Genomic DNA, 15,117 nt, shown 5'->3' with positions numbered 1-15,117 from the left:
AATTGAAGGTAGGTATTTTATGAAGATTTGTTTTTTAGGAGATGGAAATAGTATACATATCCAAAGATGGTTGGATTATTTTAAGAACAAAGGGCATGAAGTTCATCTAATTTCCTTTTCGCATGTTTCTTTAGATGGAATCTTTGTTCATAAAGTAGGCGATGTAGATATAAATGAAAATGGTGGAAATTGGAGATACTTACTGCAGATAAAAAAGATTAAAAGCTTATTAAAAGAGATAAATGCTGATATAGTAAATGCACACTATATAACCAGTTATGGATTAATTGGAGCCTTAACAGGGGCTAAGAATCTTATACTTTCTGCCTGGGGAAGTGACATATTAGTAACACCTAAAAAAAATATAGTGTATAAAGCTCTAACGAAATTTGCATTAAATCGTTCTAAGTTAATAACTTCTGATTCAGACATAATGACTGAGGAAATAATAAAAATGACTAAAGTAAAAACAATTACTGTTCCAATGGGAGTAGAAGAAAATTTACTCCATTTAAAAAGAAAAGAAGAAGAGGATATAAAGATTCTCAGTCTTAGAACTGTAAATAAGAACTCAAATATTGATTTAATAGTAAAAGCTTTTCATAAGTTAAGTGAAATAGAGAATGATAAAAATATAAAACTTATAATAACAAATAGCGGATCAGAAATGGGTAATATAAAAAAGATGATAAAAGATATGAAGCTGCAGAATAGGGTAGAAATAAAAGGTTTTGTTTCCAGAGAGGAAATATTAGAATTATTGACTACTTCTCAAATATTTATTTCTGTTTTAACTTCAGATTCAACCTCTGTAACCTTGTTAGAAGCTATGGCAACTGGTGTATTTCCCATTGTATCTAATATACCTGCAAATAGACAGTGGATAGAAAACGGTAAAAATGGTTTAGTTATTGAAAGCTTTAAAGAAGAAGATTTATTTAATGCTTTAAGAGCAGCAATTAAAAATTCTAGTTTAAGCGAAGAGGCTGTTCAAGTAAATAAAAAAATAATAAAAGAGAGAGCTCTTTGGGAAAATAATATGAGACTTGTAGAGAAAGAAATGGAGGAAATAGTATGAAAATAATTACAGTAGTTGGAGCAAGACCACAATTTATTAAAGCCGCTGCAGTATCGGGAATAATAAGAGAAAAGCATCAGGAAATTCTAATTCATACAGGTCAACATTATGATGAAAATATGTCTGAAGTATTTTTTCAAGAGCTGGATATACCAAAACCGGATTACAATCTTAATATAGGATCAGGTAATCATGGAGAACAAACTGGAAAAATGCTTATAGAGCTTGAAAAAATATATATAAAAGAAAAACCAGATTTAGTTTTAGTTTATGGAGATACTAACTCTACCTTAGCAGCAGCTCTATGTGCATCAAAGCTATTGATTCCTGTTGCTCATGTAGAAGCTGGACTTAGAAGCTTTAATATGAAAATGCCAGAAGAGCAAAATAGAATATTGACAGATCATCTATCAAAATTCTTATTTGCACCTACAGAGACAGCAGTAATTAATCTACATAAAGAAGGCATTATTAAGGGTGTATTTAATATAGGAGATGTAATGTTCGATGCCGTATTAAAATTTAAGGACTTATCCCGTAATAAAATTGATTTTCTTAATAAATTAGGTTTAAGTGAAAATGAATTTATATTGTCTACCATACATAGAGCAGAAAACACAAATTACATTGATAGACTAGAGAATATTATTGGAGCTCTAAGTGAAAGTAATAAAAAAATTGTTCTTCCACTCCATCCTAGAACTAAAAAATATATCAGCGAGTATGGTTTGAAGGTAGGGGAAAATGTAAAAATAATTGAACCTGTAGGTTATCTTGAAATGGTATTATTGGAGTCCATGTCACAAAAGATTGTAACTGATAGCGGTGGAGTTCAAAAAGAAGCTTTCTTTTTAGGAAAGCCATGTATAACTATGAGAGATGAAACAGAGTGGGTTGAAACTGTTCAGAATGATTGGAATATGCTAACTGGCACAAATAAAGCTAAGATAATTGATGGAATTTTGAATTTTGCTCCTAGCAAAGAGCAGGAGAAAATTTTTGGAGATGGAAAAGCAGCAAGTAAAATTTTAGAAGTAATAGGTCAATAATTGCGGGGGAGAAAAATGGACACACTAAATTACTTAAGAGAAGAAATAAAAAATGAAGCAAAAGATTATATTAAGCATCTATTAAGATTTAAAACAATCATAATACTTGTATATTTACTTCTAGAAATCTTCGTATTTATTAAAATTGGTAGAAGTAATACTTTAATGGCTGCAAGTTCTTTGTTTATTAATCTCTTTATACTTTGTTCCTTGGTACTAATGTTTAAAGATTTTAAAACAACCTTAAAGATTTTTGCACTTTCAATTCCCCTAATACCTATTGTGTTGTATTTGTTATTTAGATTAAACATGGACAAATATGGGGATGTAATATATTTAGTCTATTTTGTAGTATTTATAGTAAATACTATAAAAGAAATGCAATACGGTAATATTGACTTTAAAATGATATTTTCAAATAAAAAATTCCTAAGGTTAAGCATTGTATATTTTATACTTACTGTATTAGGGGTATTATCTGTAATAAATAGCAGGTATAAAATAGATTCAGCTAAAATTCTGATTTTAGGATTTGTGTTTATGATCTTCTTCAGCTTAATTATTATTTCCTATAAGAAGAGAGAGGACATACTAATTTCAGACTTGATTTTTTACCTTGCACTTGGAGTTGCAATATCAGGTATACCGGATACTTTAATAGCCTTTTATACTATAATTACTAGAAATAATAATACACATTTATATGGAGCATTAGGAAGTAATTTTATGCTCGGATATACAATACTACTGCTTCCTTTTATAATATTTAATTCTCTAAATAGAAAAGTAGATAGCAAGCATTATTATTTATATAATCTACTCATGGTAATGGAAGTATTTATTTTAGTTACACAAAGATCAAGAGGGATACTCCTGGCTCTAGCTATATGCTTTTTTCTAGTATTTCTTGTATACAGAAAAAGAAAGCTAAAATTATTAATTATTGCTGCTATTGTATTATCAAGTGTAACTTATAATGTAATTTATAGACCTGAATTTAATGAATTAAGAGAAGAGATATCAACAAATCCAAATGTTACATTAAATTTATTTTCAAAGAACGAATTTATTAATAAGATATTACAACAAACTAAAAATAGAAGGCCAATATGGGGATTAACATTTAATATTATTAACGATTACCCATATTACGGAATAGGCCCAGGCCAATATAGATACTATTATTTAGAGTATGGTGGAGATATTTTAAGAAGTTATAAGGATGCACACAATGTAATTTTAAACATAACAGTTGATTTTGGGATTCCCTTTGCTGTAGTTTTTTTCTTCAGTTTATTTTTACTTTGGCTTAAGGCATTTATTAATGGAATAAAGAGTAAAATAGATAGTTTAGAAAGATATCTACTTTTAGCTTGTATAGGAATATTCTGCTTTATGGCATATGGAAATATAACAGGGCAAGCCTTTATGACTTTTGTGCCACCTATAAGCATTGTACCGGCATTTATATTAGCTGTAATTACAACTTTAATGGTTATTAAGACTAGCTAGGAATCCGTATTTAGGAGTGATATTTATGAATAATAAAGAAACAGTTTCTATCATTATTCCCTGTAGAAATGAAAAAGACTATATATCAAAGTGTATAGATTCCTTTTTAAAGCAGTCTTATCCAATGGAATTAATGGAAATAGTTATTGCAGATGGAATGTCAAATGATGGAACAAAAGATATTTTAAATGAATATTCTCAAAAGTATAATAATGTAAGGGTAATTGAAAATAAAGGACTTTCAGCACCTAAGGGAATGAATTTAGGAATTAAATCAAGTGACAAAGATATTATAATAATATTTGGAGCTCACGCTTATGCAGATAAAGACTTTGTGAAGAATAATGTGGAATATTTAAAAAGAGCTGAGATAGGATGCTCTGGAGGTCCAATTGAGACAGTAAATGATAATATAATAGGTAAAGCAATATCCTTAGCTATGAGCTCGCCCTTTGGTGTAGGTAATGCACTTTTTCGATATGCACAGAAGGAAACATATGTAGATACAGTAGCTTTTGGAGCTTATAGAAGAGAGGTACTAGAGCAAATAGGTTATTTTGATGAAGAACTTGTTAGAAACCAAGATGATGAACTTAACTATAGAGTAGTAAAAGAGGGATATAAGATTATTTTATCTCCTAGTATTAAGTCTACTTATTATGGCAGAGGCTCCTATGCTAAGCTTTGGAAGCAGTATTATCAGTATGGCTTTTGGAAGGTTAGAGTAATGCAAAAGCATGGAAAGCCAGCAGCTATTAGACATTTAGTGCCTATGGCATTTGTGCTTACAAATATTTTGGGAATTTTACTAGGTTTAATACTAAAGCCAATTTTATATTTATGGTTATTAGAGGTAGTTGCTTATACTTCGATGGACATTTATTTTTCAGCTAAGCTATCTCAAAAATCACCTTCAATTATGGCTTGTATGTTACCTGTATTTCCTATATTGCATCTAAGTTATGGATTAGGCTTTATTAATGGTATTTTTGCATTCTATATTTTAAAATCAAAAAAAATTAAAGAAAAAAATTCAAAGATGTCCAGATAATAATTTAAAGCTAGCACGCAAAAAGCGTGCTAGTTTTGTGGTAATATAGAATAGAATGTTAAATACATTAGAGAAGGTGATAACTTGAATAAAATTAATTATAATATAACAAATTTAATATGTTTGTATATAATATTCTTATCTTTAGTTCCAACTAATTTTAAGATTGCTGGCTTTAATATAAAAGGGGATTATTTGCTCTTGTTAGTTTTTCTAGCATATATTTTAAATTTGATTCTTAGCAAAGAAGCAAGAGTTAAGTTATTTAAAGGGATTTTGAATATTAGTAAAGATAGCATACTGATTTTTATGATAATTTTATCTGTTGTAATGATAATTTCAATTTCTTATGCTTCTGATAAAGCTTTAGCAATAAGTGAAACCTTAAGATTTATTTCATATATATTATTATATTTTATTATTAAATTAGAAATAAAAACCGAAGCTAGAGTAAATAAACTTATATTTTCATATATATTTACAAGCATTATTGTAAGTGTTTTTGGAATAATTCAGTACTTTACAAGAATTGGGCTTGGGGAAGAGTTTATATATAATACTTCTAAATATTCTGTAGCTATTAGAATAACCTCGACTTTAGACAATTCAAATACCTTAGGAGCGTTTTTACTCCTAATTGTTTTTCCTTTAATAATGCTCGGCATATATGAAAAGGATAAAAATAAAAAAACAATATATATAATTGCAGTTTTTTTGAATTTGATTACTATTATTCTTACATTTTCACGTAATGCATGGCTTGGATTATTATTAGGAGGTTTTCTTTTAGTCATAGTATATAATTGGAGAATATTATTTATTATGATTTCCGCCTTAGGATTATCCATATTAATTCCACAAATAAGGACTAGAGCTATGGACTTTAAATTGATTTTTCAAGATCCAAGGGTTAAACTATGGGAAATTGCTATAAAAATGATAAAAGACCATCCTATTAAAGGTGTAGGCAACGGAAATTATTATACTCTTTATGGCGCTTATGTAAAAAAATATCCAGAGTTAGATTATAATCATCATACTAATTTTCCTGCACATAATTCATATTTAAAAATACAAAGCGAATTAGGTATATTTGGTATAGCTTCTTTTTTAGGCTTATTGGTGTCTATAATATATAAAATAAATAAACTAACTCATAAGCTTAAGAATGAATACTTTAGATTATTTTATATAGGATTTTTTATCTCAACTATAGTTTTTTATTTTATGAATATTTCTGATAATTTGTTATTTGTACCCAAAATTACTTCTTGTTTTTGGATTATAGTAGCTATTTCAGAAGCAATTAATTATAATAAAATATGTATAAGATAAAATATAAAATATAAGTACATTGTAATAGGAACATCAGGGGGTTTTTATATGGATGCTAAAAGTATAAAGATTGATATAGAGAAAGATATAAATAGAAAGAAAGGTCAATTTATCTTAAAGAGAATATTAGACATAATTTTATCTCTTATAGGAATTATCCTTTTGTTGCCTGTGTTTATACTTATAATTATTGCTATTAAGCTTGATTCTAAGGGGCCTAGCCTGTTTAAGCAAGTTAGAATTGGGAAAGATAACAAACCTTTTGTAATTTATAAGTTTAGAACAATGGTAATAGATGCAGAGAAAAAGAGAGAACTGGCTTTAGAGTGTGAAAATATCGAAAACTTTGTTTTCCAAAGCAAAAATGACAATAGAATAACTAAAATTGGTGCATTTTTAAGAGGAAGCAGCTTAGATGAAATTCCTCAATTGTTTAATGTTTTATTTGGTAATATGAGTTTAGTTGGACCAAGACCTGAAATACCAGAAGTTGTAAACTTTTATCCAGAGGAATATAAGCAGCGTTTATTAGTTTTACCTGGAATAACTGGACTTGCACAGATAAGCGGAAGAGGAGAAATAGAATTAGGTAAAACAGTTTATTATGATTTAACTTATATAAAAAACTTTTCTGCAATCTATGATATAAAGATTATATTTAAAACAGTTGAAAATGTATTTAAAAAGGAAGGTGCCTTTTGAAGTAGGAGGAAATATGTTTATTAAAATACTAGAATATAAAATTTTTTGTGGAACTAAAGTAAATTTATTAAAGCTGATAAATGAAGCAAATAAAATAAATATTATTTCTGGTAATCCAGAGGTATTGTACATGGGAATGTATAATGAAAAGTTAAAGGCATTATATATAGATTCCAAAAGTGTGATAATACCAGATGGAGTTGGAACTGTTATTGCATCTAAAATATTAAATACACCGGTAAAAGAGAAAATTGCTGGAATAGAAGTTATGGAAGAAATTATAAAAAACTGTGAGGCAGAGGGGAAGGGAATTTACTTAGTAGGAGCACAGGAAGAAGTATTAAAGGAATGTATAATTAATTTGATTATTAAGTATCCCAAATTAAAAATTCTAGGAAGTAAAAACGGATATTTTGATTTAAATAATTGCCAGGAATTAATTGAGGATATTGAAGAAAAAAAACCTTTTGCTATTTTTGTTGCAATGGGTTGCCCACGACAGGAAATTTTTATTTCAAAGTTCTTTGAAACTCTACCATGTAAAGTGTTTATGGGGGTTGGAGGAAGCTTTGATGTTTTTGCAGGTAAAGTAAAAAGAGCTCCGAAGTGGATGATAAACTTAGGATTAGAGTGGTTATATAGAGTTGCTAATGAGCCCTTTAGAATTAAGAGACTTATTTATATACCTAAATTTTTAATGAGAGTTGTGATTAGTAAATATTTTAACAAAAGAAAATAAGCATAGGTGGTGTTAAATATTAATAGAGTTGCTAGAAATCTTTTATCCATAGGATTATCGAGCTTTTTAGCTCAATTTATAATGTTTATACAAATAGCATACTATGCAAGGGTACTAAGTGTAGAAAGCTTTGGAATAGTTAATCTAGCACAATCTATATTAGTGTATTTTACTATGATTACACTATTTGGGTTTCAAACGCTAGGGACTAAAGAAGTATCAAAAGATAAAGATAAAGCTGGAGAACTAATTGGGTATATTAGTATTATAAGAATAATTGTTGCTGCTATTTGTTTTCTAATTATAATTGCCATAGGAATTTTATCTAATAAAGGCGTAACCTTTGGAAATTTACTTATTATTTTTGGCTGTACACTTTTACCTTTGGCATTTAATATAGATTGGCTATTTTCAGGGCTTCAAGAAATGCAGCATAATGGCATTTACAATATCATAAAAAGCTTAATACCTCTTATATTATCACTTATATTTATAAAGGGAGAAGAAGGAATATTTTATATTCCTATTTTTACTTTAATTGGATTGATTTTAGGAGTTATTTATCAAGGGTACATTATTAGAGTAAAAAAGAAAATCAGGATTGCTATTAGATTAAATAAGTATGAAATAAAAAAATATGTGATTAAAAGTACACCTTTTTTAATATCTGGGCTTCTATCTATGATTAATATGAATTTAGACACTATTATAATCGGATTTACAAGGAGTGAATATGAACTTGGAATATATTCCTCTGCTTATAAAATTATATATTTTTTAATCAACTTGATTGCAGTAATTTATGTTCCGTTTTTTCCTTTGTTAATAGAATATTTCAATAATAAAGATATTTCTAAACTTCAGAATATAGTAAATAATATTTGTAAAGTGGTAATGCTTTTAGGATTTCCAATAACTATTGGAGGTATACTTCTATCTAAGGATATAATAATTTTACTTTTTAGTGATAAATACGCTGAAGCATATTTACCTTTTATAATATTGTTAATTTATATATTCATTTTATTTATGAGGGAGACCTATGGATATAGTTTAAATGCTTGGAATATGGAGAGAAAATATTTAAAGAGTGTGGTTATTTCATCACTGGCAAACCTAATTTTAAACATAATTTTCATTCCTAAATTTGGAATAGTAGCAGCAGCAGTTACAACAGTAATCTCAGAATTAATTAATTTTATAGTTATGAAGAAACATTCAAAAACAGTTGTCTTAACAAACTATTTTTCTAATTCAGTAAAATTGATTTTGCCAATATTAATAATGAGCGGGGTAATACTTATTATGAATTACTATAGTATAAATGTTATAATAAACATAATTTTAGCTGTAGTAGTTTACTTTTATTCAGTAATTTACTTTAAATATATTTCTATTAATGAATTGAAAGTTCTAGTAAAAAAGAACAAGTAATGAATAATCCTGATAAGAAGGTGGTTATTTTGAGATATTGCGTATTATATCCCAATACTAGAAATGTAAATCTAGTTAAAGAAATGGGAATGATTCCTTATAAGCTGCATAAATTATTTAATTATGACTCAAAAATTGTTTGTTATAATTTAGATGAATATTCTTATTTAAAAGAAGAAGTTTCAGGTCTAAAAATAGATTTTTTACCACGAAAGTTTAATAACTATAGTATAGATGGATTTTTATATTTAAAAAAAGAAGCAAAAAACATAGATATACTTCAAATATTTCATGTAACCATGTATTCTTTGGTGTATGCTTATACATATAAGTTTTTTAATCCTAAGGGGAAAATATATCTAAAGTTAGATTGCAGTCATAAACTGGTTGAAAAAATTTTATCCCTTAATATGTTGGAATATTATTATTTAAATAAGTATTTAAATAAAGTGGATCTTATAAGTATAGAGCAGGAAATATTATATAAAAAATTAAAAGATATATTGCCAAAGCAAAAAGATAAGATGATACATATTCCTAATGGAGTTGATTTTGAGTATTTGGAAAGAAAAAAGATAAACTATAATTTTGATTCTAAAGAAAATATAATCCTTAGTGTAGCAAGAGTTGGAACAGAAGAAAAAAATACTGAGATGCTGCTTGAGGCATTTAAAAATATTAATAATATAGAGAATTCTGGCTGGAAGCTTGTTGTTGCTGGACCTATAGAGAAAGGTTTTAATAAGTATTTAGAAAATTTTTTGATGAAAAATCCTGAATTGAGGAATTTGATTGAATTTAAAGGAGATATAAAAAGCAGGGAAAAATTGTTCAAGCTATATAAAAAATCTAAGATATTCACATTAACTTCACGGTTTGAGAGCTTTGGGATTGCATTTATTGAAGCTGCAGCTTTAGGCAATGTAATAGTTTCTACAGATGTAGGCATTGCAAGAGAATTAATTGGCAAGGAAAATGGAGCAGTTGTGGAGACAGAGAATACAAAAGAACTAACAAAAAAAATAGAAAGTTTTATAGCCTCAACTAATTTAAGAGAAAGCTCCTTCAGTACTTATAATATTTGTTATGAAAAGTTCAATTGGGATAAAATAATTGATCAATTGCATAGTTCATTAGAAAAATTGTTTAGGTAGATATTGGATTTTTTTAATAAACCATATCTGAATAATAATTGCTCCTACTAGAAATAATAATAAAGAAGGAGCGTGAGATTATGCAATTTTATGATGTAATAAAATCTAGAAAAAGTATAAAAAAATACAAACCAGCTGAAATAGATAGAGACAGGTTATCAAAAATTATTGATGCAGCAATGATGTCCCCTTCTTGGAAAAATACAAATGGTTACAGGTTCATTTTTGTTGATAGGGATGAGATAAAGGACAAGTTAGCAAATGCAATTATGAACAAAAGCAGTTCTGCAGCAGGAGCAGTTTCAAATGCTCCAATGACAGCTATAATAGTAGCAGATCCACATGCATCTGGTAGTATGGAAGGTAAGGATTATTATTTAGTTGATTGTGCAATAGCAATGGAACACTTTATACTTGCTGCAACAGAAGAAGGATATGGTACTTGCTGGATTGGAGCTTTTGATGAAAAGAAAGTTAAAGAAATTCTTGCAATACCAGACAATTTGAGAGTAGTAGCAATGACACCTTTAGGAATAGCACAGGAAGAAGAGGAGGAAAAACCTCATCATCCTAAGAAAGACACATATGATTTTGTGTATATAAATAAATGGAATGAATCTTATCTAGATCAAAATGTTAAAGTTTTAGTTCATAAATAGATTAATAGATATATTAATATAAAAGGTGATTGTTAACTACATGTTAAATTGGAGTTTCAATCACCTTTTATATATCATTTTTGTTTGACATAGTGAAAATATATAATTAAAATAAACTTAGCTTTTAAAAAAGGGGGAAATAATTTTGCAAAAGAACTTGACAATTGAAAACTATATTGGGGATTTATCATCAAATAAGTCGGTACCTGGTGGTGGAAGTGCAGCAGCGTTAGTTGGGGCTTTGGCTACTTCTTTAACAGCTATGGTATTCAATTTGACCGTTGGTAAAAAAGCTTATGAAGAGTTTGAAAAAGAAAATAAAGAAATGGTAGATAAAACCTTAGAAGAAGCATTAAAATATAATGATATCTTACTAGAATTTATGGACAAGGACGGAGAAGCCTTTTTATCTTTAATGAATGCTTTTAAATTGCCAAATACACTTGAAGAAGAAAAAAATATAAGAAAAGCGGCTATTGATAAAGGATATGAGAATGCATTGAATACTCCACTTAAACTAGCAGAAGAAAGCTTAAAATTTTATCCTAATATAATTACAGCATGTAAATATGGAAACAAAAATGTAATTTCAGATGCAGGGGTTGCTTCTTATCTTCTTTATGCTTGTATTGAAAGTTCTATACTAAATGTAAAAATAAACTTAAATGGGGTTAAGGAAGAAAAGGTTAAAAGTGAAATAAATAATAGATGTGCAGAAATATTATCAAAGGCATTAGAATATAAAAATACAGCTGAGAAAATGGTAGACCAGTTTCTTAAGTAAACAAATAAGGCTATTATACTGACATAAAATAGCTATCTATATTTTGGAGAGAAAGCAATGTACAATTACTTTGTAGATAAAATTAATGAAGTATATAATATAATAACAGCACCAATAGATAATGTTTTTAAAAAGATGGCTATAAATAAATATAAATGCGAACTTGGTATTGAGAATAATAGATTTTCTAGTTTATATATAAAACTAATTGGCAAGAAAACTGGTAAACTAAATGGCATTGTGTACACTCCAAAGCCTATTTCAAAATATATGTTTAATAGTCTAATTAAGGAAGAAGATATAATTAACGATCCTTTTATGAAAATATTAGATCCAGCCTGTGGCTGTGGAGATATAATACTTACATGCTTTGAAAATATAAAAGAAATTTATGATAAGAATTTAGAATATATAAATGAAAAACATGGGTTAAATCTAAAAGCAGATAGTATATCAAAGCATATTATCGATAACAATCTATATTGCTTTGATATTGACCCTATGGCACTTAAAATATTGGCAATTGATTTATATGCAGAAAGTAACTATTTTAATGAAAGAAATATTATTAATAAAGATTTCTTAATTTCGAAAGCAGAAGAGAAGTTTCATGTAATAATTGGCAACCCGCCATATATAGGACATAAGCTAGTAGATAAAGAATACAGTAAGAATTTGAAAGAAATATTTAAAAATATATACAAGGATAAAAGTGATATATCATACTGCTTTTTTCAAGCTGCTATAAATAGGCTGCATAAAAAAGGAAAGTTAGCCTTTATTACCTCTAGGTATTTTATCGAGGCTCCTAGCGGAGAAGAATTAAGGAAAATATTAAAGGAAGTATGTACTGTTTATAAGGTAGTGGATTTTTATGGTATTAGGCCTTTTAAAAATATTGGAATAGATCCAGTTATAATTTTTTTAATTAATGATACTGAAGCTTCTGAAAATATAGAAATAATTAAGCCTTTAAAAGGATTTAAAGAAGTAAAAGATGAATTTTATAATTCGCTGTTTTTGAATAATGGAAATAGATATAAAAAGTTTTATATAAATAAAAATTGCTTAAATAATAAGGGATGGATATTGAGAGATAAAAAAGAAAGATTAATAATAGATAAAATTGAAGAGAAGAGTTTTACTAATTTATACAATATCTGTAGTAGTGCTCAGGGGATAATTACTGGATGTGATAAAGCTTTTGTAGTAACAAGGGAAGAAGTAGAAAATAAGCATTTAGAAATAGATTTAATAAAGCCTTGGATAAAAAGCAGTAATATTAGCAAGGATAAAATAATTTTAAAAGACAAATTCTTAATTTACTCAGATACGATTAGTGATCCAGAAAAATACCCCAATACAATTAATCATCTTAAAATAAAGCAAAGCAAACTCATGGAAAGAAGAGAATGCTTAAAAGGAATACGAAAATGGTATCAGCTTCAATGGGGAAGAAAAAGAGAAATTTTTGAAAAAGAAAAGATAATTTATCCTTATAAAGGAGCTAGTAACACCTTTATTTTAGACAAAGGCAAATATTTTAGTGCAGATATATATGCATTAATCTTAAAAGAAAATGTACCATTTACGTATAAATATTTAATTTCACTATTAAACAGTAAAGTTTATGAATTTTATTTCCAAAGCTTTGCTAAAAAGCTAGGAGAAAACATGTACGAATACTATCCCAATAATCTATTGAAACTTTGCATTCCTACAATGGGTTCTAAAGAAGAATATTCGGAAGAAGAAATAAATGAGTTTTTTGGTTTCACAGAAGAAGAAATAAAGATTATATATGATAAGTAAATTTCTAAAAACAGCCTGAGAGAGTATTATAAATTACTCTCTCTTTTTTAAATTTTAAGTATAATAATATGGTATTTGGGAATAATTCATAAACAGAGGAAAATTATTTTAAATAAAGAAGGAAAATAATGGTTATTATAGAATTAGTTAAATATATAAATCTATATTAGTAATAATGGGAGGAGTAACATGAATTTAAGTTTCGAAAAAAATGGGGATAAGCTAATCGTGCATATGATTGGTGAATTAGATCATCATAGTGCTGAAGAAGTAAGAAATAAGGTTGACAATAGGCTTGATACAGATGGTTTCAATAAACTTATAATGGACTTTTCAGGAGTTACATTTATGGATAGTTCAGGCATTGGAGTTGTAATTGGAAGATATAAAAAACTTTCATTGAAAAAAGGAAAGGTATATATTACTAGAGTTAGTGGAAGTGTAAAGAGAGTATTTGAATTATCAGGAATGTTTAAAATTATTCCTATGTTCGAAAGTATAGAAAACGCATTAGATAATATGTAGTTGGGGGGAAATACAATGAGTCATAATAAAGTAAAAATTGAATTTTTGAGTAAGTCGGAGAATGAAAGCTTTGCAAGAGTTGCTGTAGCTGCTTTTGTTTCTCAACTGGATCCGACAATTGAAGAAATTACAGATATTAAAACTGCAGTTTCTGAAGCCGTTACGAATTCTATAATTCATGGATACGGTAAAGAGGATGGAATTATATCTATTGAGTCAGAAATTAATGATAATGAAGTTACGATTACTGTGGAAGATAAAGGAGTTGGAATAGAAAATGTTCAGATGGCAATGCAGCCGCTTTATACGTCAAGGCCAGATCTAGAAAGATCTGGAATGGGATTTACAGTAATGGAAACTTTTATGGATAGTCTTTCAGTAGAATCTGAAAAGAGCTCTGGAACTAAAGTCACAATGAAAAAAAAGTTTAATTCACTAAGATAAAGGATTTTTCAAAAATATGACTGACTTTATTAATGAAGGGAGGAAAACCTCTTTATTGGTTTATATAAAATATGAGTGAAGATAATACTAAAAGCAGTGAATTTAAATATGAAATCAATTTAGAACTAATAGAAAGGGCTAAACAAGGAGATAAAGATGCTCTGGATAAGCTGATAGAAAAAAACCTTCCACTTGTATCATCTATCAGTAAAAAGTTTTTGAATAGAGGATATGAGTATGATGATATTTTTCAGATAGGTAGTATGGGATTAGTTAAGGCTGTAAACAACTTTGACGTAAAATATAATGTACAATTTTCTACATATGCAGTTCCTATGATAATGGGTGAAATAAAAAGATTTTTAAGAGATGATGGACTTATTAAAGTAAGTAGGAGTGTAAAACAAGCGGGAAGAAAGTTGCATTATGATAGAGAAAAACTCACTAGAAAGTTAAATAGAGAACCAACAATAGAAGAATTATCAGAGTTTTCTGGAATGAGCACTGAAGAAATATTATTTTCTACTGAAGCAATTAATGAACCCAAATATCTATATGATACTATTCATCAAGATGATGGATCTCCAATATTTTTAATTGATAAAATAAGCAAAAGTGAAGGAGAAGATAAGCAATTACTGGATAAGCTAGCTTTAAAAGAAGCTTTAAATAAGTTAGACCCAAGGGCAAGACAAATAATAATATTAAGGTATTTTAAAGATATAACACAAGTAAAGGTAGCACAGATGCTGGGAATCAGTCAGGTTCAAGTATCAAGAATTGAAAAAAAAGTATTAAAAGCAATGAAAGATAAATTAAGTGGATAGGATACAAATACA

General features: G+C 27.8%; 15 protein-coding genes. All 15 read left to right on the top strand.

The genetic code is table 11. The annotated features are described in order from the left end of the window. Nucleotides 1-19 precede the first annotated feature (19 nt). The 15 genes from CLHOM_RS03470 (at nt 20) to sigF (ending at nt 15,105) form a co-directional block, all read left to right on the top strand. Nucleotides 20-1,078, top strand: coding sequence for a glycosyltransferase family 4 protein (locus CLHOM_RS03470; protein ID WP_052220295.1), 1,059 nt, complete (start codon nt 20-22; stop codon nt 1,076-1,078). Beyond that, nucleotides 1,075-2,127 (top strand): non-hydrolyzing UDP-N-acetylglucosamine 2-epimerase, encoded by a 1,053-nt coding sequence (gene wecB / locus CLHOM_RS03465; protein WP_052220294.1) that lies wholly within the window; start codon nt 1,075-1,077, stop codon nt 2,125-2,127. The genes CLHOM_RS03470 and wecB overlap by 4 nt, the downstream gene beginning before the upstream one ends. Nucleotides 2,128-2,142: 15 nt before the next feature. Then, a complete protein-coding gene (locus tag CLHOM_RS03460; RefSeq protein ID WP_052220293.1) occupies nt 2,143-3,639 on the top strand; it encodes an O-antigen ligase family protein in 1,497 nt (498 codons plus the stop codon). A gap of 25 nt (nt 3,640-3,664) precedes the next feature. After that, nucleotides 3,665-4,690 (top strand): glycosyltransferase family 2 protein, encoded by a 1,026-nt coding sequence (locus CLHOM_RS03455; protein WP_052220292.1) that lies wholly within the window; start codon nt 3,665-3,667, stop codon nt 4,688-4,690. Nucleotides 4,691-4,774: 84 nt separating this feature from the next. Beyond that, on the top strand, nt 4,775-6,025 hold the full coding sequence (locus CLHOM_RS03450) for an O-antigen ligase family protein (RefSeq protein ID WP_074782775.1): 1,251 nt from the start codon (nt 4,775-4,777) through the stop codon (nt 6,023-6,025). A gap of 48 nt (nt 6,026-6,073) precedes the next feature. Then, nucleotides 6,074-6,727, top strand: coding sequence for a sugar transferase (locus CLHOM_RS03445; RefSeq protein ID WP_052220290.1), 654 nt, complete (start codon nt 6,074-6,076; stop codon nt 6,725-6,727). A 13-nt stretch (nt 6,728-6,740) separates the two neighbouring features. Next, nucleotides 6,741-7,466, top strand: coding sequence for a WecB/TagA/CpsF family glycosyltransferase (locus tag CLHOM_RS03440; RefSeq protein ID WP_052220289.1), 726 nt, complete (start codon nt 6,741-6,743; stop codon nt 7,464-7,466). 9 nt (nt 7,467-7,475) lie between these two features. Next, on the top strand, nt 7,476-8,900 hold the full coding sequence (locus CLHOM_RS03435; RefSeq protein ID WP_139205624.1) for a flippase: 1,425 nt from the start codon (nt 7,476-7,478) through the stop codon (nt 8,898-8,900). Between the two features lie 29 nt (nt 8,901-8,929). Continuing rightward, nucleotides 8,930-10,054 (top strand): glycosyltransferase family 4 protein, encoded by a 1,125-nt coding sequence (locus CLHOM_RS03430; RefSeq protein ID WP_052220288.1) that lies wholly within the window; start codon nt 8,930-8,932, stop codon nt 10,052-10,054. 80 nt (nt 10,055-10,134) lie between these two features. Then, complete coding sequence (locus tag CLHOM_RS03425; protein ID WP_052220287.1) at nt 10,135-10,713, top strand: nitroreductase family protein; 579 nt, start codon at nt 10,135-10,137, stop codon at nt 10,711-10,713. Nucleotides 10,714-10,858: 145 nt separating this feature from the next. Then, nucleotides 10,859-11,497 carry a cyclodeaminase/cyclohydrolase family protein gene (locus CLHOM_RS03420; protein ID WP_052220286.1) on the top strand — a complete coding sequence of 213 codons (639 nt, stop codon included), beginning with the start codon at nt 10,859-10,861 and terminating at the stop codon, nt 11,495-11,497. 57 nt (nt 11,498-11,554) lie between these two features. Continuing rightward, entirely contained in the window at nt 11,555-13,309 is a 1,755-nt protein-coding gene (locus CLHOM_RS03415; protein WP_052220285.1) for an Eco57I restriction-modification methylase domain-containing protein, read from the top strand. Nucleotides 13,310-13,498: 189 nt separating this feature from the next. Then, nucleotides 13,499-13,834, top strand: coding sequence for an anti-sigma F factor antagonist (spoIIAA, locus tag CLHOM_RS03410; protein WP_052220284.1), 336 nt, complete (start codon nt 13,499-13,501; stop codon nt 13,832-13,834). A 15-nt stretch (nt 13,835-13,849) separates the two neighbouring features. Then, complete coding sequence (spoIIAB, locus tag CLHOM_RS03405; protein WP_052220283.1) at nt 13,850-14,278, top strand: anti-sigma F factor; 429 nt, start codon at nt 13,850-13,852, stop codon at nt 14,276-14,278. Nucleotides 14,279-14,349: 71 nt separating this feature from the next. Then, entirely contained in the window at nt 14,350-15,105 is a 756-nt protein-coding gene (gene sigF / locus CLHOM_RS03400; protein ID WP_052220282.1) for an RNA polymerase sporulation sigma factor SigF, read from the top strand. Nucleotides 15,106-15,117 lie beyond the last annotated feature (12 nt).

The sequence above is a fragment of the Clostridium homopropionicum DSM 5847 genome, from assembly GCF_001263795.1.
Classification (GTDB): domain Bacteria; phylum Bacillota; class Clostridia; order Clostridiales; family Clostridiaceae; genus Clostridium_H; species Clostridium_H homopropionicum.
The sequence above is the reverse complement of the archived record's forward strand: the minus strand, read 5'-3'. Positions and strand labels throughout refer to the sequence as shown.

What these genes read in the sequence shown, in the direction of transcription:
- CLHOM_RS03455 (WP_052220292.1), top strand. Translation starts at nt 3,665, where the DNA reads ATGAATAATAAAGAAACAGTTTCTATCATTATTCCCTGTAGAAATGAA.
- wecB (WP_052220294.1), top strand. Translation starts at nt 1,075, where the DNA reads ATGAAAATAATTACAGTAGTTGGAGCAAGACCACAATTTATTAAAGCC.
- CLHOM_RS03445 (WP_052220290.1), top strand. Translation starts at nt 6,074, where the DNA reads ATGGATGCTAAAAGTATAAAGATTGATATAGAGAAAGATATAAATAGA.
- CLHOM_RS03440 (WP_052220289.1), top strand. Translation starts at nt 6,741, where the DNA reads ATGTTTATTAAAATACTAGAATATAAAATTTTTTGTGGAACTAAAGTA.
- spoIIAA (WP_052220284.1), top strand. Translation starts at nt 13,499, where the DNA reads ATGAATTTAAGTTTCGAAAAAAATGGGGATAAGCTAATCGTGCATATG.
- CLHOM_RS03460 (WP_052220293.1), top strand. Translation starts at nt 2,143, where the DNA reads ATGGACACACTAAATTACTTAAGAGAAGAAATAAAAAATGAAGCAAAA.
- spoIIAB (WP_052220283.1), top strand. Translation starts at nt 13,850, where the DNA reads ATGAGTCATAATAAAGTAAAAATTGAATTTTTGAGTAAGTCGGAGAAT.
- CLHOM_RS03425 (WP_052220287.1), top strand. Translation starts at nt 10,135, where the DNA reads ATGCAATTTTATGATGTAATAAAATCTAGAAAAAGTATAAAAAAATAC.
- CLHOM_RS03470 (WP_052220295.1), top strand. Translation starts at nt 20, where the DNA reads ATGAAGATTTGTTTTTTAGGAGATGGAAATAGTATACATATCCAAAGA.
- CLHOM_RS03415 (WP_052220285.1), top strand. Translation starts at nt 11,555, where the DNA reads ATGTACAATTACTTTGTAGATAAAATTAATGAAGTATATAATATAATA.
- sigF (WP_052220282.1), top strand. Translation starts at nt 14,350, where the DNA reads ATGAGTGAAGATAATACTAAAAGCAGTGAATTTAAATATGAAATCAAT.